The sequence below is a fragment of the Cupriavidus sp. GW822-FHT03E04 genome, assembly GCF_058801495.1.
This window is the reverse complement of record NZ_JBXANI010000019.1, coordinates 81,803-101,790: the sequence shown is the minus strand read 5'-3', so window position 1 is coordinate 101,790 and position 19,988 is coordinate 81,803. Positions and strand designations below refer to the sequence as shown.

21 protein-coding genes and 1 tRNA gene are annotated in these 19,988 nt (G+C 65.2%); 13 read left to right on the top strand and 9 right to left on the bottom strand.

Annotation, left to right across the window (positions count from 1 at the left end; genetic code table 11):
* Window positions 1-70: 70 nt before the first annotated feature.
* From AC1RQC_RS26360 to AC1RQC_RS26320, 9 genes are all read left to right on the top strand, one after another.
* Window positions 71-146 (top strand) — tRNA-Met (locus AC1RQC_RS26360).
* Window positions 147-349: 203 nt separating this feature from the next.
* Window positions 350-934 carry an NUDIX hydrolase gene (locus AC1RQC_RS26355; protein ID WP_174422706.1) on the top strand — a complete coding sequence of 195 codons (585 nt, stop codon included), beginning with the start codon at window positions 350-352 and terminating at the stop codon, window positions 932-934.
* Between the two features lie 28 nt (window positions 935-962).
* On the top strand, window positions 963-1,703 hold the full coding sequence (aat, locus tag AC1RQC_RS26350) for a leucyl/phenylalanyl-tRNA--protein transferase (RefSeq protein ID WP_492807666.1): 741 nt from the start codon (window positions 963-965) through the stop codon (window positions 1,701-1,703).
* A 91-nt stretch (window positions 1,704-1,794) separates the two neighbouring features.
* Window positions 1,795-2,640 carry an arginyltransferase gene (locus AC1RQC_RS26345; RefSeq protein WP_492807668.1) on the top strand — a complete coding sequence of 282 codons (846 nt, stop codon included), beginning with the start codon at window positions 1,795-1,797 and terminating at the stop codon, window positions 2,638-2,640.
* 101 nt (window positions 2,641-2,741) lie between these two features.
* Entirely contained in the window at window positions 2,742-3,776 is a 1,035-nt protein-coding gene (locus AC1RQC_RS26340; RefSeq protein ID WP_492807670.1) for a quinone-dependent dihydroorotate dehydrogenase, read from the top strand.
* Window positions 3,777-3,834: 58 nt separating this feature from the next.
* Window positions 3,835-4,893, top strand: a complete 1,059-nt coding sequence (locus AC1RQC_RS26335) for an aldo/keto reductase (RefSeq protein WP_492885083.1) — start codon at window positions 3,835-3,837, stop codon at window positions 4,891-4,893.
* A 323-nt stretch (window positions 4,894-5,216) separates the two neighbouring features.
* Window positions 5,217-6,188 carry an ABC transporter substrate-binding protein gene (locus tag AC1RQC_RS26330; protein ID WP_043345265.1) on the top strand — a complete coding sequence of 324 codons (972 nt, stop codon included), beginning with the start codon at window positions 5,217-5,219 and terminating at the stop codon, window positions 6,186-6,188.
* A gap of 153 nt (window positions 6,189-6,341) precedes the next feature.
* Entirely contained in the window at window positions 6,342-7,238 is an 897-nt protein-coding gene (locus tag AC1RQC_RS26325; protein WP_492375942.1) for an ABC transporter permease, read from the top strand.
* A gap of 1 nt (window position 7,239) precedes the next feature.
* The gene (locus AC1RQC_RS26320; protein WP_492375941.1) at window positions 7,240-8,034 is read left to right on the top strand and encodes an ABC transporter ATP-binding protein; all 795 of its coding nucleotides are present in this window, start codon (window positions 7,240-7,242) and stop codon (window positions 8,032-8,034) included.
* Window positions 8,035-8,125: 91 nt separating this feature from the next.
* Here the strand turns inward: AC1RQC_RS26320 and AC1RQC_RS26315 are convergent, their stop codons facing one another.
* Genes AC1RQC_RS26315 through AC1RQC_RS26300 form a run of 4 tightly spaced genes read right to left on the bottom strand, consistent with a single transcriptional unit; the run spans window position 8,126 to window position 10,739 of the window.
* Window positions 8,126-8,401, bottom strand: coding sequence for a hypothetical protein (locus AC1RQC_RS26315; RefSeq protein WP_492375940.1), 276 nt, complete (start codon window positions 8,399-8,401; stop codon window positions 8,126-8,128).
* Window positions 8,401-9,810 (bottom strand): LutB/LldF family L-lactate oxidation iron-sulfur protein, encoded by a 1,410-nt coding sequence (locus tag AC1RQC_RS26310; RefSeq protein ID WP_492375939.1) that lies wholly within the window; start codon window positions 9,808-9,810, stop codon window positions 8,401-8,403. Before AC1RQC_RS26310 ends, AC1RQC_RS26315 begins: the two co-directional genes overlap by 1 nt.
* 41 nt (window positions 9,811-9,851) lie before the next feature.
* Window positions 9,852-10,577 carry a (Fe-S)-binding protein gene (locus AC1RQC_RS26305; protein ID WP_150987773.1) on the bottom strand — a complete coding sequence of 242 codons (726 nt, stop codon included), beginning with the start codon at window positions 10,575-10,577 and terminating at the stop codon, window positions 9,852-9,854.
* Window positions 10,578-10,610: 33 nt separating this feature from the next.
* Window positions 10,611-10,739, bottom strand: a complete 129-nt coding sequence (locus AC1RQC_RS26300) for a hypothetical protein (protein WP_492375938.1) — start codon at window positions 10,737-10,739, stop codon at window positions 10,611-10,613.
* A 75-nt stretch (window positions 10,740-10,814) separates the two neighbouring features.
* Between AC1RQC_RS26300 and AC1RQC_RS26295 the strand changes: the two genes are divergently transcribed.
* The 3 genes from AC1RQC_RS26295 (at window position 10,815) to AC1RQC_RS26285 (ending at window position 13,963) form a co-directional block, all read left to right on the top strand.
* A complete protein-coding gene (locus tag AC1RQC_RS26295) occupies window positions 10,815-11,600 on the top strand; it encodes an IclR family transcriptional regulator (protein ID WP_150987776.1) in 786 nt (261 codons plus the stop codon).
* 173 nt (window positions 11,601-11,773) lie between these two features.
* On the top strand, window positions 11,774-12,520 hold the full coding sequence (locus tag AC1RQC_RS26290; RefSeq protein ID WP_492885081.1) for a FadR/GntR family transcriptional regulator: 747 nt from the start codon (window positions 11,774-11,776) through the stop codon (window positions 12,518-12,520).
* A gap of 30 nt (window positions 12,521-12,550) precedes the next feature.
* Entirely contained in the window at window positions 12,551-13,963 is a 1,413-nt protein-coding gene (locus AC1RQC_RS26285; protein WP_492885079.1) for an FAD-binding oxidoreductase, read from the top strand.
* A gap of 93 nt (window positions 13,964-14,056) precedes the next feature.
* Here AC1RQC_RS26285 and pbpG read toward each other — a convergent pair whose 3' ends face one another.
* From pbpG to AC1RQC_RS26260, 5 genes are all read right to left on the bottom strand, one after another.
* On the bottom strand, window positions 14,057-15,202 hold the full coding sequence (pbpG, locus tag AC1RQC_RS26280; RefSeq protein WP_492375935.1) for a D-alanyl-D-alanine endopeptidase: 1,146 nt from the start codon (window positions 15,200-15,202) through the stop codon (window positions 14,057-14,059).
* A gap of 367 nt (window positions 15,203-15,569) precedes the next feature.
* Entirely contained in the window at window positions 15,570-16,271 is a 702-nt protein-coding gene (locus AC1RQC_RS26275; RefSeq protein ID WP_492375934.1) for a nitroreductase, read from the bottom strand.
* Window positions 16,272-16,299: 28 nt separating this feature from the next.
* Window positions 16,300-16,752 carry an acyl-CoA thioesterase gene (locus tag AC1RQC_RS26270; RefSeq protein ID WP_150987792.1) on the bottom strand — a complete coding sequence of 151 codons (453 nt, stop codon included), beginning with the start codon at window positions 16,750-16,752 and terminating at the stop codon, window positions 16,300-16,302.
* Window positions 16,753-16,774: 22 nt separating this feature from the next.
* Complete coding sequence (locus tag AC1RQC_RS26265) at window positions 16,775-17,680, bottom strand: DMT family transporter (protein ID WP_492885077.1); 906 nt, start codon at window positions 17,678-17,680, stop codon at window positions 16,775-16,777.
* Window positions 17,677-18,663, bottom strand: coding sequence for a histone deacetylase family protein (locus AC1RQC_RS26260; protein WP_492375932.1), 987 nt, complete (start codon window positions 18,661-18,663; stop codon window positions 17,677-17,679). The genes AC1RQC_RS26265 and AC1RQC_RS26260 overlap by 4 nt, the downstream gene beginning before the upstream one ends.
* Window positions 18,664-19,114: 451 nt before the next feature.
* Between AC1RQC_RS26260 and phaP1 the strand changes: the two genes are divergently transcribed.
* On the top strand, window positions 19,115-19,693 hold the full coding sequence (gene phaP1 / locus AC1RQC_RS26255) for a TIGR01841 family phasin PhaP1 (protein WP_150987801.1): 579 nt from the start codon (window positions 19,115-19,117) through the stop codon (window positions 19,691-19,693).
* The last annotated feature ends 295 nt before the right edge of the window (window positions 19,694-19,988 follow it).

The following is a 19,988-nucleotide window of genomic DNA, read 5'->3' as shown; positions in this document are numbered from 1 at the left end:
TTCGCCATTCTGGCGCAATTGGCTGTTGCACCGCGGTAGGATTTGCCTTATAATCTTTTTCTTCGACGGACGCGGGGTGGAGCAGTTGGCAGCTCGTCGGGCTCATAACCCGAAGGTCGCAGGTTCAAGTCCTGCCCCCGCAACCAAACGCCTGCATGCCAATGCAGTCACGGTCGAATGCAAAGCAAACCAACGCCCCAACGCCCAATTCCGGGCGTTTTTTGTTTTGTGCGCCGGGTGCTCGACTTCGGTGCGGTCCCGCGCGCTAGCCCACCCCAAACTCGCACCCCACCCCCGGCAGCCCCCATCGGCGGTGATACACTTTCGCCATTCCTCCCGGACGCCCCTCATGAAATTCTGCTCGAACTGCGGCCATGCGGTCGTGCTGCGCATCCCTGAAGGCGACTCGCGCCTGCGTTCAGTGTGCGACAACTGCAGCACCATCCACTACGTCAACCCGCGCAATGTGGTCGGCACCATTCCCGTGTGGGAGGACAAGGTCCTGCTGTGCAAGCGCGCCATCGAGCCGCGCTACGGCTTCTGGACGCTGCCGGCCGGCTTCATGGAGATCGGCGAGACCACCGCGCAGGGCGCCGCGCGCGAGACGCTGGAGGAGGCCGGGGCACGGGTGCAGGTCGGCGAACTGTTCTCGATCCTGAATGTGCCGCATGTGCATCAGGTGCACATGTTCTACCTGGCAACGCTGGAAGACCTGGACATCTCGGCGGGCGAGGAAAGCCTGGAGGTAAAGCTGGTCGAGGAAGCCGACGTACCCTGGGACGAACTGGCCTTCCCCACCGTAATCCATTCGTTGCGCTGCTTCTTCGCGGATCGCGCGGCGGGACGGCTAGCCGACGGCACCTTCCGCCTGCACAGCCTGGATATCGACAAGCCGATGCGCCCGCTGACCACCCGGGCCACGGTCGAACCCTGAACCCGGGCACGTTGCCCGCACTGCCCGCATGATCACCTGGCTGGATCCGCATGATCCGTTCCCGCCGGTCGAGCGTGCGCTCGGCCCGGGCTCCGACGCGCCCGGCCTGCTTGCGGCCAGCCGCGAGCTGTCGGCGCAGCGCCTGCTGCTGGCTTACCGCCAAGGCATCTTTCCCTGGTATGCCGAAGGCCAGCCGGTGCTGTGGTGGAGCACCGATCCCCGCATGGTGCTGCCGCCGCAGGCGCTGCGCGTTTCCAGCACCTTTCGCAAGACCCTCAAGCGCGTGCTGCGCGACCCCGACTGGGAAGTCCGCGTCGACGACGACTTTATCGCCGTCATGCAGGCCTGCGCCGAAACCCCGCGCGATGGCCAGCATGGCACCTGGATCACCGAGGACATCATCACCGCCTATGGCGCACTCCACCGCAATGGCCTGGCGCATTGCGTGGAGACCTGGTACCAGGGCGAGCGCGCGGGTGGCCTGTACGGCGTGGCGCTCGGGCGGATGTTCTATGGCGAATCGATGTTCGCGCGGCGCACCGATGCCTCCAAGATCGCCCTGGCCGCGCTGTGCGCGTTCCTCGGCAGCCACGGCGTGGCGATGATAGACTGCCAGCAGGAAACCGATCATCTGGCTTCGCTCGGGGCGAGCCCCATCCCGCGTGCGGAGTTCGCGGCCCATATCCGCATTGCCACCCGCCAGCCGGATATCGTGCCGTGGGGTTTTGACAAGACGGTGCTGCAGAGATGGACTCAGGTGCAGCCGTAGGGCGCACCGCATTGGCCACTCGCCGCAAGGCCTGGTCGCTGCGCCATCGGCTTTCCCGCGTTGCTGTTTCATCCCTGGCCGTTGCAGACACATGAGCAAGCTAAAGGAACTCCCCCTTTCCGCGTTGCAGTTTTACGCTACGGCACCCTACGCTTGCAGCTACCTCGATGGCCGCATGGCGCGCTCTCAGGTGGCCACGCCCGCCCACCTGATCAATGCCGATGTCTATTCGCGGCTGGTGCGCGCCGGCTTCCGGCGCAGCGGCATCTTTACCTACCGCCCCTATTGCGATGAATGCCACGCCTGCACGCCGTGCCGCGTGGTGGTCGACCAGTTCCGCCCTGACCGCAGCCAGCGCCGGGCCTGGCGCCAGCACGGCAGCCTGCAGGCGCTGGTGGCGCCGCTCACCTACGTGGAAGAGCATTATTCGCTCTACCTGCTGTACCAGTCGATGCGCCACGCCGGCGGCGGCATGGACCAGGACAGCCGCGACCAGTACGAGCAGTTCCTGCTGCAAAGCCGGGTCAATTCGCGGCTGGTGGAATTCCGCGAGCCGCCGGGCTCGGCCGAGGCCGGGCGGCTGCGCATGGTCAGCATGATCGATGTGCTCGACGATGGCCTGTCCTCGGTCTACACCTTCTACGACCCGCTGGAGGTGCACGCCAGCTACGGCACCTATAACATCCTGTGGCAGATCCAACAGGCCCGCGAACTCGCCCTGCCACACCTGTACCTGGGCTACTGGATCGCCGATAGCCGAAAAATGGCCTATAAGGCGCGCTACCAGCCGCTGCAGGTGCTGACCGCAAACCAGTGGCGCGCGTTCGATGCGGCGCCGGCGTCGCTGCGGGATGCGGCACCCGCCGTGACATCGCCCACCGCTGTGCCCGTCGTGCCGCCGCAGCCTGGCGACGAAGCCCCGGAAAACAGCCTGTAGCGGACAGCCTGCGCAAGTCATGCCCGCGCCAGCGGCGCAGTACCCGATCCGGCCCAACCGTTACAATGCCGCCTTGGTCCCGACTTCCAAGCTGATTCCCTGTGCTGAACGCGCTCTACCCCCTGTTTCGCCCCGCCCTGTTCTCGATGGATGCGGAGGACGCTCACCATTTCACCCTCAACAACCTGCTCCGCGCCAAGCGCATGGGGCTGGCGGGCTGCATCGGCAATACCATCGCCGATGACCCGCGCACGGTGATGGGCGTGCGCTTCCCCAACCCGGTTGGCCTGGCCGCCGGGCTCGACAAGGATGGCGCCTACATCGACGGGCTGGCCGCCTTCGGCTTCGGCTTTATCGAGGTAGGCACCGTAACGCCGCGCCCGCAGGCGGGCAACCCGCGGCCGCGCATGTTCCGCCTGCCGCAGGCGGATGCGCTGATCAACCGCATGGGCTTCAACAACGGCGGCGTGGATGCCTTTATCGCCAATGTGAACGCGTCGCGCTGGAAGGCCGAAGGCGGCGTGCTGGGCCTGAACATCGGAAAGAATGCCGATACGCCGATCGAGCACGCGGTGGACGACTACCTGCACTGCCTGGAACGGGTCTACCCGCACGCCAGCTACGTCACCGTCAATATCTCCTCGCCGAACACCAAGAACCTGCGCCAGCTGCAGGGCGCCAGCGAGCTCGACCACCTGCTCTCCACGCTCAAGGACGCACAGCAGCGCCTGGCCGACAAGTACAAGCGCTACGTGCCGCTCGCGCTCAAGATCGCGCCGGACCTCGATGCCGACCAGATCGGCAATATCGGCGATGCGCTGGTCCGCCACCGGATCGACGGCGTGATCGCCACCAACACCACGATCGCCCGCGACGCCGTCAAGGGCCTGCCGCACGGCGAGGAAGCCGGCGGCCTGTCGGGCCGGCCGGTGTTCGAATCCTCCACGCGCGTGGTCAAGAGCCTGCGCGCGGTGGTTGGGGACGCGGTGCCCATCGTAGGCGTGGGCGGCATCTTCAGCGGTGCCGATGCGCAAGCCAAGATCGCGGCCGGCGCGCAACTGGTGCAGGTGTACAGCGGGCTGATCTACCGCGGCCCGGTGCTGGTCAAGGAATGCGCCGCCGCGCTGCGCGCCTGACGGCCCCGGCCCAAACCCGTTTTTTGCGCCTTATCACCCCAGCCTCACAAGGATAGCCATGGAAACCACCCGTCTTGGCCGCAGCGACCTGCAGGTTTCGCGCATCTGCCTGGGCACCATGACCTTCGGCGAGCAGAACACCGAAGCCGAAGGCCACAGCCAGCTCGACTACGCGGTGTCGCGCGGCATCAACTTCATCGACACCGCAGAGATGTACCCGGTCAAGCCGCGTGCCGAGACCTATGGCAGCACCGAGCGCATCGTCGGCACCTGGCTCAAGCGCCAGCAGCGTGAGCGCGTCGTGCTGGCCACCAAGGTGGCGGGCCCGGCGCGCATGCCGTGGATCCGCAATGGTGGCGACCTGACCCCGGACAGCATCCGCGCGGCGGTGGACGCCTCGCTGGCGCGCCTGCAGACCGATTACATCGACCTGTACCAGATCCACTGGCCCGCTCGCAACGCGCCCATCTTCGGGCAAAAGCAGTTCGATCCGGCCAATGAGCGCGAGTGCGCCTCGATCCAGGCGCAGCTCGAAGCCATGGGCGAGCTGGTGCGCGCGGGCAAGATCCGCTATGTCGGCGTGTCCAACGAAACGCCGTGGGGCGTGGCCGAGTTCGTCAAGCAGGCGGAGCTGCACGGCCTGCCGCGCATCGCCACCATCCAGAACCCGTACAACCTGCTCAACCGCAGCTTCGAGCAGGGCCTGGACGAGGCGTGCTTTCGCACCGACGTGAGCCTGCTGGTATACAGCCCGCTGGCCTTTGGCCAGCTCACCGGCAAGTACCTCGGCGGCGACCTCGCCCACCCCGTGTTTGACGCGCAAGCCAAGGGCCGCCTGACGCGCTTCCCGCCCGACTGGAGCCCGCGCTACCTGCGCCCGGAAAGCCTGGCCGCGGCCGCCCGCTATGTGACGCTGGCACGCGAGCACGGCCTCTCGCCGGCAACGCTGGCGCTGGCCTGGAGCTACTCGCGCTGGTTCGCGGCGAGCACCATCATCGGCACCACCTCGCTGGAACAACTGCGCGAGAACATCGATGCCTGGCAAACGCCGCTGCCTGAGGCGATCACCGCGGCCATCGCCCGCATCCACGCCGAAATCCACAATCCGGCGCAGTAACGTTTCCGCGTTCCAGGCACCAGCGACGGTGCGCCGCCCGGCGCCGCCCATAGCGCGCTCCGGGCCTGCCGTTTTCCCCTACTGACGCACTGGAACAAGGCAAAACCGGGCAAATTTCGCCTCGAAAATGGTATCCTCGCAGGCTTATCACCGTCGTATCCGCTGTACAAGAGCGTCCTCCAGCCTGCCGCCTGGTGTATCGCCCACACAACGGACCGGCCGGTTGGCGCAGCGCGCCGCCGGGCAAGACGGCGGACCAGTTCTTATCGAGAACGAAACGCGGCTCATCACCCAGAACCCATATCCGGGGGAGATTAAAAATTATGAAGTGTCTCAAGACATCGACCAAGACCATCCTGGGCAGCGCCGTCGCCCTCGCGCTGCTGTACGGTGGCGCCGTGCAGGCCCAGACCGTCAAGGTGCTCTCGATTGTCGACCATCCCGCGCTGGACGCCATCCGCGATGGCGTGCGCGACGAGCTGAAGACCGCCGGCTTTGACGCCGACAAGAACCTGAAGTGGGAATACCAGAGCGCGCAGGGCAATACCGGCACGGCCGCGCAGATCGCCCGCAAGTTCGTTGGCGACCAGCCCAACGTGATCGTGGCCATCGCCACGCCGTCGGCCCAGGCCGTGGTGGCCGCCACCAAGTCGGTGCCGGTGGTGTACTCCGGCGTGACCGATCCGGTCGCCGCCCAGTTGGTCAAGAGCTGGAGCGCATCGGGCACCAATGTGACCGGCGTGTCGGACAAGCTGCCGCTGGACCGCCAGGTTGCCCTGATCAAGCGCGTGGTGCCCAAGGCCAAGACGGTCGGCATGGTCTACAACCCCGGTGAAGCCAACTCGGTGGTGGTGGTCAAGGAGCTGAAGGCGATGCTGGCCAAGGAAGGCATGACGCTGAAGGAAGCCGCCGCACCGCGCACGGTCGACATCGGCGCCGCCGCCAAGAGCCTGATCGGCAAGGTCGATGTGATCTACACCAACACCGACAACAACGTGGTGTCGGCGTACGAAGCCCTGGTCAAGGTTGCCAACGAGTCGAAGATCCCGCTGGTGGCTGCCGATACCGACAGCGTCAAGCGTGGCGCCATTGCCGCGCTTGGCATCAACTACGGCGACCTCGGCCATCAGACCGGCAAGGTGGTGGTGCGTATCCTGAAGGGCGAGAAGCCCGGCGCGATCGCTTCGGAAACCAGCGACAAGCTGGAGCTGTTCGTGAACACCGGCGCGGCCGAGAAGCAAGGCGTGACGCTGTCGCCCGAGCTGATCAAGGAAGCGAAGACCGTCATCAAGTAATCACGGCACGCTGACCCTGCGCGTTCTCGCGCAGGTGGCTCTATCCGGGCCCGCCCCCGGAAACGCCTGCGCCGCGCCGCCTGACCCGGGCAGCGTGCCAGGCGTTTTCAGATTCGGCCTCCCGTGCCGGACACAAGCAACTGGATTTCCCCCATGTCCCTCTTTTCCCTGCTGGGCGCCCTGGAGATCGGCCTGATCTTCAGCCTCGTCGCCCTGGGGGTGCTGATCTCCTTCCGCATCCTCAATTTCCCCGATCTGACGGTCGATGGCAGCTTCCCGCTGGGTGGCGCCGTGGCGGCCACGCTGATCGCCTCGGGCCAGGATCCGTTCATCGCCACCGCGCTGGCGATTGTTGCGGGCGCCTTTGCCGGCTTCGTCACCGGCTGGCTCAACGTGCGCCTCAAGATCATGGACCTGCTGGCCAGTATCCTGATGATGATCGCGCTGTACTCGATCAACCTGCGCATCATGGGCAAGCCCAATGTGCCGCTGATCACCGAGTCGACCATCTTCACCATCCTGCAGCCGGACTGGCTGCCCGACTACATGCTGCGCCCCGCGCTGCTGCTGATCGTGGTGGTCGTGGCCAAAGTTGGCCTGGACTGGTTCTTCTCCTCGCAGCTCGGCCTGGCCATGCGAGCCACCGGCGCCAATCCGCGCATGGCGCGCTCCCAGGGCATCGCCACCGGCCGCGCCACGCTGGCGGGCATGGCGCTGTCCAACGGCCTGGTAGCCCTCGCGGGCGCGCTGTTCGCGCAGACCCAGGGCGGCTCCGATATCTCCATGGGCATCGGCACCATCGTGATCGGCCTGGCCGCGGTGATCATCGGCGAGAGCATCCTGCCGGCGCGCCGGCTGGTGTACACCACGCTGGCCGTGGTACTGGGCGCCATCCTCTACCGCTTCTTCATTGCGCTGGCCCTGAACAGCGAGTTCATCGGCCTCAAGGCACAAGACCTGAACCTGGTCACTGCCGTACTGGTGACCGGTGCCCTGGTGTTGCCCGGGACCCGCAAGAAGCTGTTCGGCCGCAAGAACGGAGGTGCCTGAGATGCTGCGCGCACAAGACCTGAAACTCACCTTCAATCCCGGCACCCCGATCGAGACGCGCGCGCTGCGCGGCCTCAGCCTGGATATCCCGACGGGCCAGTTCGTTGCCGTGATCGGCTCCAACGGCGCCGGTAAATCCACCTTCCTCAATGCCATCAGCGGCGATCAGATGGTGGACACCGGCCGCATCACGATCGACGACGTCGACGTCACGCGCAAGCCGGCCTGGGACCGCGCCCCGCTGGTGGCGCGCGTCTTCCAGGACCCAATGGCGGGCACCTGCGAGGCACTGACGATCGAAGAAAACATGGCGCTGGCCATGGCACGCGGCAGCCGCCGGGGCTTTCGCGCGGCGCTGAACAAGCCCTCGCGCGAGCTATTCCGCGACAAGCTGCGCCTGCTCAACCTCGGCCTGGAAAACCGCCTGACCGACCGCATCGGCCTGCTGTCGGGCGGCCAGCGCCAGGCCGTGAGCTTGCTGATGGCCTCGCTGCAGCCCTCGCGGATCCTGCTGCTGGACGAGCACACCGCTGCGCTGGACCCGAAGACCGCCGCCTTCGTGCTGGAGCTGACCGCCAAGATCGTGGAGCAAGCCAAGCTCACCACGATGATGGTCACGCACAGCATGCGCCAGGCGCTGGACTACGGGCAACGCACGGTGATGCTGCACCAGGGCCAGGTGGTGCTGGACGTGTCGGGCGACCAGCGCGCCGGGCTGGACGTGCCGGACCTGCTGCGCATGTTCGAGCAGACACGGCATGAGCAGCTGGATGATGATGCCCTGCTGCTGGGCTGAGCCTCGCGCTTCGTTCGCTTAGCCACGCACCCATGCAAAAGGCCCCCGCTTGAGCGGGGGCCTTTTGCATTCGGGCACGGCGTGTGGCTGCTCAGGCTGTGGCCGCCTTGTCCAGCCAGCGCTTGAGCTGGTCGGTGACGGCGGTGCTCGAGAACGAGCAGCTATCCTGCGCGAATACCGCCGCCATCTCCAGCCGGCGCAGCAGCTCTTCCATCGCCTGCCCGAACATCGGCGGCAGCACCAGGCCGGGAGCTGCCTCGCGCCAGCTGCGCACCAGGCCATCGGCCGCGAGCTGGCCGCCGACGTGTTGTTCAAGTGCGGCGCGCATGGTTGCCAGCGCCGGTGCATTGTTCGTGGTCGTGGCCATCAACGCGCCCTCCTTTCTTTGTAAAGTTCGCGGAACGTGCGTCCGCTCGGTGCCGGCAGGTCGCGGGTCTCGGTCCAGCCACGGCCCGCCATCGGCAAGCTGGCAATCAGCTTGCTGCTGCCGCCCATGCGCGCAAGCAAGCGCGCGCCGACGCGGGTGGCGAAGGCGTATAGCCCCGGGCGGCGCGCCACGTAGCCCCACACTTGCAGCCCGAGCCGCTCCTGCCAGGGACGCAGGCCACGCTCCATCTGCTTCTCGCGCAGCTTGCGCAGCAGGTCCGACAGCGGGATCGAAGCCGGGCACACGCGGTTGCATTCTCCGCACAGCGTGGCAGCCTGCGGCAGGTCCAGCGCATTGGCGATGCCGACATAGCTCGGCGTCAGCACGCTGCCCATCGGGCCCGGGTAGACCCAGCCATAGGCATGGCCGCCGATCTTCTGGTACACCGGGCAATGGTTCATGCAAGCACCGCAGCGGATGCAGCGCAGCATGTCCTGGAAGTCGCCGCCGATCAGGCCGCTGCGCCCGCCGTCGACCAGCACGAAATACATATGCTCCGGGCCGTCACGCTCGCCCTCGGCGCGCGGGCCGGTCAGCAGCGAAAAGTAATTCGAGATGGCCTGCCCGGTGGCCGAGCGCGGCAGCAGCCGCATCACGGTAGCCAGGTCTTCCAGCGTCGGCAGCACCTTCTCGATGCCGGTCACGGCCACATGCACGCGCGGCATCACCGTGCACATGCCTTCGTTGCCTTCATTGGTCACCACCGCCACCGAGCCTGTTTCGGCAATGATGAAATTGCCGCCGGTCACGCCCATGTCGGCCGACAGGAATTCCGGCCGCAGCACTTCACGCGCCTCGCGCGTCATCTCCGAGATATCGGTCAGGCGCGGCTTGTGGTGGACCTTGGCGAAGAGATCGGCGATCTCTTCCTTGTCCTTGTGCACTACCGGGGCAATGATGTGCGACGGCGGCTCGGCATCGTTGATCTGCAGGATGTATTCGCCCAGATCCGTCTCGATGCTCTGCACGCCCATCTCGCCCAGCACCTGGTTCAGGCGCATTTCCTCGGTCACCATCGATTTGCTCTTGATGACCTTCTTCACGCCGTGCTTGTGCGCAATTTCGGCTACCAGCCGCGCGGCGTCGGCCGTGGTCTCGGCAAACAGCACTGTGGCGCCGCGGCGCGTGGCGTTTTCCTCGAAGGTGGCGAGCCAGACGTCGAGGTTCTGCAGCGCGCGGTCGCGGCGCTCCTTGAGTGCCTCGCGGGTGGCATCGAAGTCGATGTCGCGGATGGCGTCGGCGCGCGCCGTGACGAATTTGGTGGAGAGCTTCTTGAGGTTCTGCTGCAGGCGCTGGTCGGCCAGCTTCTGGCCCGCGCGCGCTTTGAACTCCATGCTGCGAACTTGCATAGCGGGGATCTCGCTAAGGTTTGTTTTTCAGCTGGCCGGGATCAGGCATCACCGGCGAGCACTTGCGCGATATGCAGCACCTGGGTACGCGTGTCGCCGGTCCTGCGCAGGCGCCCTTCGATATTGAGCATGCAGCCGAGGTCGCCCAGCACCACGGCATCGGCACCGCTGGCCTTGATGTTGGCGCACTTCTCATCGACGATGGCCGTGGAGATATTGCCGTACTTGACCGAGAAGGTGCCGCCGAATCCGCAGCAAGCCTCGCAGTCCTTCATCTCGCTCAGCTGCACACCGGGCAATTGCGCCAGGAGAGCGCGGGGCTGGCTCTTGACGCCCAGTTCGCGCAAGCCGGAGCAAGAGTCATGGTAGGTAATGCGGCCCGTGAACTTTGAATCGAACTCGCCCAGCTTGGCCACGTTGACCAGGAAATCGGTCAGCTCGAACACGCGCGAGCGCAGGCCTTCGTAACGGCCATTCAACTCGGGGTCGTCGCCGAGCAGGTCCGCATAGTGGTGCAGCACCATGCCGCCGCAGGATCCGGACGGAATCACCACGTAGTCGAACATTTCGAACTCGCGCAGGAATTTTTCCGCCAGGTCGCGCGATGCCGTGCGCTCGCCCGAGTTGTAGGCAGGTTGCCCGCAACAGGTCTGGGCTTCGGGCACCATCACCTCGAAGCCAGCCTTCTCCAGCAACTTGAGCACCGAAAAGCCGATTTCCGGACGCATGAGGTCCACCAGGCAGGTGGCGAACAGACCAACTCGCATTGTTTCCCTTTTCCAGACCCCGAAACCCCGCAATTATGCGCCCTTGCGCACCGGCCAGCATACAAAAGCGCGCACGGCAGGGGTGAATTCGCCGCTTTTTTGCATGCCTTTTTCGACACATTCGCTACCAGCAAAATCAGAAGATTCTTTCGGCAATGCCATTTCACCTATTGAAATTTTCACAATGCGAGATAGAATCAGGCAACCGCTTAATTTGCCGCACGGCAACATTTCCCCATGGCAGAAGCAGACAAAGCCCCCGGCAAGACGTCCATCCAGGTCATCGAACGCATGATGACCCTGCTGGATGCGCTCGCCCAGCACGCTGATCCGGTCAGCCTCAAGGAGCTGTCGCTGACCACCGGGCTGCACCCGTCCACCGCGCACCGCATCCTCAACGACATGGTGGCCTGCCGCTTTGTGGACCGCTCCGATCCGGGCAGCTACCGGCTTGGCATGCGGCTGCTGGAGCTCGGCAACCTGGTCAAGGCCCGGCTGTCGGTACGCGACGCCGCGCTGGCACCGATGCGGGCCCTGCACCGCGTGACGGGCCAGACGGTGAACCTGTCGGTGCGGCAAGGCGACGAGATCGTCTACATCGAGCGTGCCTATAGCGAGCGCTCCGGCATGCAGGTGGTGCGCGCCATTGGCGGCCGCGCCCCGCTGCACCTGACTTCGGTCGGCAAGCTGTTTCTGGCCGCCGACGAAGTGGCGCGCGTTCGCAACTACGCCACCCGCACCGGGCTGGCCGGCCACACCCGCACCTCGATCACCGACCTGATCAAGCTCGAGCGCGAACTCAACTGGGTGCGCACCAACGGCTATGCGCGCGACAACGAAGAGCTGGAACTCGGCGTGCGTTGCATCGCCGCCGGCATCTACGACGACTCGCGCCGTCTGGTGGCCGGGTTGTCGCTTTCGGCCCCGGCCGACCGCCTGCAGGACAGCTGGCTGCAAAACCTGAAGGACACCGCGTTGCAGATCTCGCGCGGCATGGGCTACGCGACTGACGTCGCAGCCTGAACATGGCGGGGTGAACGGCGCGGGAAGCCACGCGCCCTTCGCGCCGAACCCTTACCTCGCCCCCTTCCCTTTTCCCTTCCCCTTCTCCCCTTTCCCTCACGCAGGGCCTCAATCGAGAATTAGGTATATACCCTTAGTTTTCAGATAACCTGAATAGCTATATCCTGCTGGGCATGCGGACCAAAGCCATTACCCTCACCGAACAGGTAACCCAGCAGTTGCGCGCCGAGATCGCCGGCGGCACCTACCCCGTTGGCGCCCGGCTGCCGACCGGCAAGCAGCTTGCCGAGCAATACGGTGTGAGCCCCGCCGTCATCCGCGAGGTGACCGAGCACCTGCGCTCCCAAGGCCTGGTCGAAAGCCGCCAGGGCGTGGGCAGCACGGTGCGCTCGCGCGTGGGCAATGCCGGCTTCCAGCTGCCGCAGGAGATCGGCATCGATCGCGACGAACTGGCCAGCATCTACGAGCTGCGGCTCGATCTGGAGAGCGCCGCCGCCGCGCTGGCGGCGCTGCGGCGTACCGCGCAGGATGTCTCCGGCATGCAGGCGCTGCTGGACCGGCTCGCGGCGCAATTGCACGACCCGCACCGCAGCACTGAGGCAGACACGGCCTTCCATGTGGCGATCGCCACCGCCACCCACAACAAGTACTACCTGCAGCTGCTGCAGTACCTGAACCTGCAACTGCACCAGGCCGTGCATGTGGCGCGGCTCAATACCCGCCAGCAGGAAGGCCTGTCCGAACAGGTCCACCAGGAACACCTGGCCATCTTCCACGCGATCCGCGCCGGCGACCCTGAACAAGCGCGCGCCGCGGCGGTAGCCCACCTGCGCGGCGCGGCGGCACGCCTGGGCCTGCAACTGGCAGCGCGCGGCAAGCCCCTCACCAACGGCCAGGACCCCACTCATTCCGCGGCCTGAATCCGCATTGCCACTCCGGATAGACCCATCATGCAAAATTCAGCTTTCCTGCCCCGCCTGATCGAAGCGCTAGGCACCGACGTGGTCGCCACCGAGCCAGACCAGGTTGCGCCGTGGCTCGCCGACTGGCGCGGCCTTTACCGTGGCAACGCGCAGGCCGTGGTGCGCCCGCGCTCGGTGGATGAAGTGGCACGTTGCCTGGCCTTGTGCCAGCAGGCCGCGGTCCCGGTGGTGCCGCGGGGTGGCAACACCGGCCTGTGCGGCGGTGCCGCGCCGGACAGCAGCCCCGCCAACGTGGTGCTGAGCATGGACCGCATGAACGCGATCCGCTCGATCGATACCATCGCCAACACGCTCGTCGCCGAAGCGGGCTGCATCCTGGGCAACCTGCGGCGCGCCGCGCAGGAGGCGCATCGCCTGCTGCCGCTCAGCCTGGCAGCCGAGGACTCCTGCCAGATCGGCGGCAATCTCGCGACCAACGCCGGCGGGGTCAATGTGGTGCGCTACGGCATGACCCGCGAGCTGGTGCTGGGCGTGGAAGCCGTGCTGCCCAACGGCGAGATCTTTCACGGCCTGCGCGCCTTGCGCAAGGACAACACCGGCTACGACCTCAAGCAACTACTGATCGGCTCCGAGGGCACGCTGGGCGTCATTACCGCGGCAGCGCTGCGCCTGTTTCCGCGCACCGACGCACGCTCGGTGGTGCTTGCGGCAGTGGCCTCCCCGCTGCAGGCGCTGGAGCTCTTCGAGCTGCTGTTCGCGCAGTGCGGCGCTCGCCTGCAAGCCTTCGAATTCTTCACCGGCGATTGCGTCGACCTCGTGCTCAAGCATGCGGAAGGCGTGCAGGAACCCTTCAGCCAACGCTATCCCGCCTATGTGCTGGTGGAGCTGGCCGACACCACCGACGAAGCCGCCCTCAACGTGCTGCTGGAGCGCGTGATTGGCGAGGCACTGGAGCGCGAGCTGTGCCTGGACGCCGCCGTCTCTGCGTCGCTGTCGCAACTGCAGAGTCTGTGGAAGCTGCGCGAGGAAATCTCCGAGGCCCAGCGCGCCGACGGGCCGCACCTGAAGCACGATGTGTCGCTGCCGATCGAGCAGATCCCGGCCTTCATGGTGTCGATGGAGGCGCGCCTCAAGGCCATCAGCCCCAGCATCCGCCCGTTTATCTTCGGGCATTTCGGCGACGGCAACCTGCACTACAACCTGTCGCGCCCCGCGGGCGCGGAGCGCGACTGGACCGCGCAGCATGGCAAGGCGCTGACCGCCGAAGTGCTGGATGAAGTGGCGCGCTACGGCGGCAGCATCAGCGCCGAGCATGGCATCGGCCAGCTCAAGCGCGATGATTTCCTGCGCCTCAAGGACCCACTCGAGCTGCGCATGATGCAGGGCATCAAGCAGTTGCTGGATCCGGCCGGCATCATGAATCCGGGCAAGCTGCTCTAAGCGCGCCGCCCACGCCCCAAAGAAAAACGCGCCGGTGACGGCGCGTTTTTTTGATTTCAAGCAGCAGGCGGCCAGATCACTCCGGCGCCGCCATCAGATGCCGCGAGGCTGCTGGGCGGTCAGGATTGCCTGGGGGCTGGTTGGGCTGCCAGGCCCCTGCGTCAGGTTTGGGGACGTCGGAAAAGGGCGGCCAGGCCCGGTCTGCACGTGTTCCAGCCAGTCCTTGACGCGGTTGGCATCGGCGAAGCGGGACAGCTTGCCAACGGAATCCAGGAACACCATCACCACATTGCGGCCATTTACGCGTGCCTGCATCACCAGGCACTGGCCAGCCTCGGAGATAAAGCCTGTTTTCTGCAGGCCGATCTCCCAGTTGCCGCCGCGAACCAAACGGTTGGTGCTGACGTAGTGCTGGGTGCGGCCCAGTACATTGACCTCATGCTCGGTCTGCGTCGAAAACTCGCGGATGGTAGGGTTGCGGTACGCCGCGTTGACCATGCGCACGAGGTCCATCGCGCTCGACACATTGCTGCTCGACAAGCCGTTCGAATCGACAAAGTGGCTGTCGTTCATGCCGAGCTCGCGTGCCTTGCGGTTCATGGCTTGCACAAAGGCCGGCAGGCCGCCCGGGTAGCTGCGGCCCAGCACCGATGCCGCACGATTCTCCGAGGACATCAGCGCCAGCAGGAGCGCCTCCTGACGGGAGAGCTGCGCGCCAAAGCGCAGGCGCGAACTGCTGTGCTTTTCGTTGTCGCGGTCTTCCTCGTTGATGGTGAGCACCTCGTCCATCGGCTGGCGCGCGTCCATCACAACCAGGGCCGTCATCAGCTTGGTGATCGAGGCGATCGGCAGAACCGCGGCGGCGTTCTTCTGGAACAGCACTTCGTTGGAGTTCTGATCCATCACCAGCGCCACGCTGGAGCGCAGCGCGAGCGCGTCTTCGGTGTCACGCAGGCCGAGCGCCTCGCCCAGCGAGGGTTTCGCGGGGATGAACGCCGCACGAACCGGTACCGCCTGGCGCTGCGCCACCACGGTGCGCTTACCGTTTTTCAGTACCACGACCTTGCGCGTAGTGGCGCGCTCGGCCTTGCCGCTGGTCGCGACCTGCTTGGATTTCGCGGATTTAGAGGGGGAATTTGCCGATTTTTTTTCGGACTTGGCGACTTTTGCCGACTTTTTGCTGGTTTTAGCGGTGTCCGACGTTTTCGTCGCGGCATCGGCCACAGGGGCGGCCAGCATGGAAACGGTCAACAGCACAGAGGCTGCAACCGAAGTAAGAGGGGTAGAGCCGAAGAATCGCAAAAATAGGGGGGAATCAGACCGGAACATGATTCATTCAGCGCGCAACTAGGATTGCGCCAGTTTAGGAAAAAAAGAAATTGTTAGCAAGATTAAAGACTTACGAAGCCTCTTTAAAGTTCGATTTGCAAACAATTCCACATTACGGCAAATGCGGGGCACGCATCACATGACACGTGCATTAAGACCGACGTCGACTGTGGTAATTCCACACTGTTTCATCTTTCTCACCCGCCCGTGGGGTTGCCCCGAGCCAACATGCAGCGGCAGCGACGGCACAAAGCGGGCCTTCGCCGCCGACAGCTTCTTAAGATAAGAAACGCGCGAACCCGCTTACCGGTTCACGCTCGGTACTAAGGGTATTCTCTATGGCGGCGGGGTCAGCATGGCCCAGGGCCATGCCGCACACCACCATTTCATCCGCCGGCAGGCGCAAGTGATTGCCGATGACCGCGTGGAACTGGGTGAACGCCGCCTGCGGACAGGTATCCAGCCCGCGCGCCCGCGCCGCCACCATGATGCTTTGCAGGAACATGCCGTAGTCCAGCCAGCTGCCCAGCTCCAGGATGCGGTCGATCGTGAAGATCATGCCCACCGGGGCACCGAAGAACGTGAAGTTGCGCGAGTGCTGCGCATGCATGCGCGCCTTGTCCTCGCGGCTGATCTGCAGCAGGCTGTACAGGTCCCAACCTACCTTGCGGCGGCGGTCAATGTACGGCGCCACCCACTCGCGTGGATAGTAGGGATACTCCTCGCGATACTTGCTGTCGCGCTGCGGATCGTCGTAAGCGGCCAGCACGTCCGCCGACAGCTTCACCTTGGCATCGCCAGTCAGCACATAGACCCGCCATGGCTGTGCGTTGGTGCCCGACGGCGCCCGGCTGGCCACGGCCAGGATCTCGTTGACCACGTCGCGCGGCACCGGCGTATCGAGAAACGCGCGCACCGAGCGGCGCGTGATGATGGCCTGATCGATCAGGGCGGCGCTCCGTTTCTGCAGCGAATCCATGGTTGTTAACTCCTCTGCGCGGGCCGGATCATGCACCGGCATCCGCGGGTTCGCACACCAGGGCCTGCAGGGCATCGCGCAACGCGGGCGGCAGCGGCACCGGGCGGCGCGTGGCGCGATCCACATAGACATGAACAAAATGGCCCTGCGCCGCAGCGACGTCTTCATCGTTACGGAACAGGCCCACTTCGTAGCGCACGCTCGAATTGCCCAGCCGCGCCACGCGCAGCCCCGCCACCACCGTGTCGGGAAAACTCAGCGCGGCAAAATAATTGCATTGCGTCTCGATCACCAGCCCGATGGTGTCGCCGGACTCGATATCCAGCACGCCCTCCCGGATCAGGTAGGTGTTCACCACGGTATCGAAATAACTGTAGTAGATGACGTTGTTGACGTGGCCATAGACGTCGTTATCCATCCAGCGCGTGGTGATGGGCTGGAAATGGCGATAGGCGCTGCGGGTATCTGCGGTCGGTTTCATCGAAAAGCGCGAAATGGGGAAATTAGCGGCGGATCACCAGCGCAACGCCACCGGCGGCCAGGGCCATGCCAAGCGCGGCCAGCAGCGGGAAGCTCTCGCCGAACAGCAGCCACGCCATGGCGGCGGTGGTCGGCGGGGTGAGATACATCAGGCTGGATACCTTGGTGGCCGCGCCTTGGCGGATCAACAGGAACAGCAGCGAGATGGCCCCGATGGACAACGCGACCACCGACCAGGCGAGCGCGCCAACCATCTCGGCATTCCACTCAACGTGACGGGTTTCGGTCAGGAACATGAACGGCAGGCAGGCCAGCGCCGCCGCCGCGAACTGGATCACCGAGCCCATGCGCAGGTCGAACATCGGGCAATGGCGTTTCTGGTATAGCGTGCCGAAGGTGATCGAGAACAAGGCGCCCAGCGCCAGCAGCAGGCTTGGCGCGGACAGCCCGCTGGCCGACAGTTTGTTTGCCACCACCAGACCCACGCCAAGGATGCCTAGCAGCAACCCCAGCCACTGGCGCCGCCCGATGGTCTCACCCATGCGCGAGGCCGCCAGCGCGGTCAGGATCGGCTGCATGCCGACGATCAGCGCGGAGACGCCCGCCGGCATGCCAAGCTTGACCGCTGCCCACACGCCACCCAGGTAGCCCGCCTGCAGGAACAGCCCTGCCAGCGCGATGTGCCCGACCATGCGCCAGTCGGTCGCCCCGGCGCGCTGCGGCAGCGGGACGCGCGCCATCAACACGAAGGGCACCATCAGCACCAGCACACCGACAAAGCGCAGAAACAGGAAGGTCATCGGCTCCGCGTGCGGCATGCCGTACTTGGCTACGATGAATCCCGTGCTCCAGATCACGACGAACAGCCACGGCATGGCGGCCATCCACAAGGTGCCGCGTGCCGCGTGGGCCTGGCTGGTTGCACTCATCGTTGCGCCTTCTCCGTATCGCCAGTGGGCAGGATCGCACCTGCACCCGCACCTGCACCAGCGGCGTCCGGCTTGTCGCGCCGGGCATAGCGTTCGTGATATTGCGCGGCGAGTGCGATGGTCTGCGCATGCACCGCGACGGTATTCTCGATCTGGTTGCCGTAGCCGCCGGCCATGGCCACGGCAATGGGCAGGCCGCGTTCCAGGGCCGCATCAAACACCAGGCAGTCGCGCCGGGCCAGCCCGGCCAGCGTCAGTTTCAGGCGTCCAAGCCGGTCGCCCTCATGCGGATCGGCCCCGGCTAGATAAATGAGCAGGTCGGGAGCGAAACGCGCGAACAGCGTATCGAGTGCGCCCTGCAGCGCTTGGGCGTAAGCCTCGTCGTCGCAGCCATCGGGCAGGCCCACGTCGAGATCGCTGGCCTCCTTGCGGAAGGGATAGTTTTTCTCGCCATGCAAGGACAGCGTGAAGACGAAGGGATCGTCACGCAGGATGGAGGCGGTGCCGTTGCCCTGGTGCACGTCGAGGTCGACCACGGCCACGCGCGCCACCCGGCCGTCGCCACGCAATTGGCGCGCGGCGATGGCCGCGTCGTTGAAGACACAGAAGCCACCGCCCTTATCGGCATAGGCGTGGTGCGTGCCGCCCGCCAGGTTGACCGAGATACCCTCACGCAGCGCTACGCGGCAGGCCTCGATGGTGGCACCAGCGGAGCGCCGCGAGCGCTCGACCATGGCGTCCGACCACGGAAAGCCAATCTCGCGCTGGCGCGCCGGGTCCAGTTCGCCCAGGGAGACGCTCGCGACATATTCAGGCGTGTGCGCCAGCAGCAAGGCATCGTCCCCGGCCCGCGGCGCCTCGACCAGCACCAGCCCTGGCACGTCGCGCTCGACCGTCTCCCTCAACATGCTGTACTTGCGCATCGGGAAGCGGTGGCCCTCAGGTAGGGGCAGGACAAAATGATCGGCGTAAAAAGCGAGCATGAGGGCAAACATAGGCGGGCGGCCGGTCGCGGCAACTTGGCCGTGCATCGGCCGGCGGGTTGCGCCCTTGGGAGACGGCGATTCCGGCAGACCGCGATGGTAGCACTGTGCTGGCTCCAGGGTGCGCGGCCCCTCCCGTCCCTCCTCCCTGCAAGGTGCCGGGCGTGGCACGCCTGCCGATGCTACGCAGCCAAAATGTGACAGCGCACCGACTTCAACAACAGTTATTTGTGCAATGCACAAGAAGCCCTTGACACCGTTTTTCTTTTCCCTACAATTGGAATTGTTGCGGCGCACCATCGATTTTGCAGAGCAAGCGGAGCGCGCCGATAACCCCCTTACGCCTGGGGCTGGCTGACGAGAAAACAGGTTTAACCTTGATTTCGTCATGGCTTTGACATCTGGGCGGCCTAATTTTGCATGACCTTGAACTTCATTATTGGAGACCAGCATGAGCTTCACCCCGGAACAAGTCGCCGCAGCGCAAAAAGCCAACCTCGAAACCCTGTTTGGCCTGACCACCAAAGCTTTTGAAGGCATCGAAAAGCTGGTCGAGCTGAACCTGCAAGTCGTCAAGGCCACGTTCGCTGAAAACGTGGACAACGCCAAGAAGGCCCTCTCGGCCAAGGACGCCCAGGAATTCCTGGCCCTCCAGACCTCGCTGGTCCAGCCGGTTGCCGAAAAGGCCCTGGCCTACAGCCGCCACGTGTACGAAATCGCCTCGGAAACCCAGGCTGAATTCACCAAGGTCGCCGAAGCCCAGCTGGCCGAGAACTCGAAGAAGGTGCAAACCCTGGTCGAGAACCTCGCCAAGAACGCCCCGGCCGGCTCCGAGTCGACCGTTGCCATCGTGAAGTCCGCGATCAGCGCCGCCAACAACGCTTACGAGTCGGTCCAGAAGGCCACCAAGCAAGCTGTTGAAATCGCTGAGACCAACTTCCAGGCAGCCGCCAGCGCCGCCACCAAGGCCGCACAGCAAGCCAGCGCCACGGCTCGCACCGCGACCAAGAAGGCCACCACCGCCGCCTAATCCGCGACGGCAGGAAACGGACCGGCTTCGGCCGGTTCGTTGGCAAAGCGCGCCTGGCATGGCCAGCGCATTTTGCCAACGAAGGCAGCACGGAAGGCTACCCAAGCCGCTCTGCCTCCTACGGTGTCTCCTCGGTATCTGGTTTCCATGTATTCCAATATCGATTCATTCCCGGCCATGCGCCGGGATTTTTTTGCCCGCGACACATGGGCAAGCGGACACACTGACACACGCCCTCCCCTGTGCAAGCAAGCTTTGACCGGCGTAGCCGCAAGCGTATGCGGAAAAAATCTGG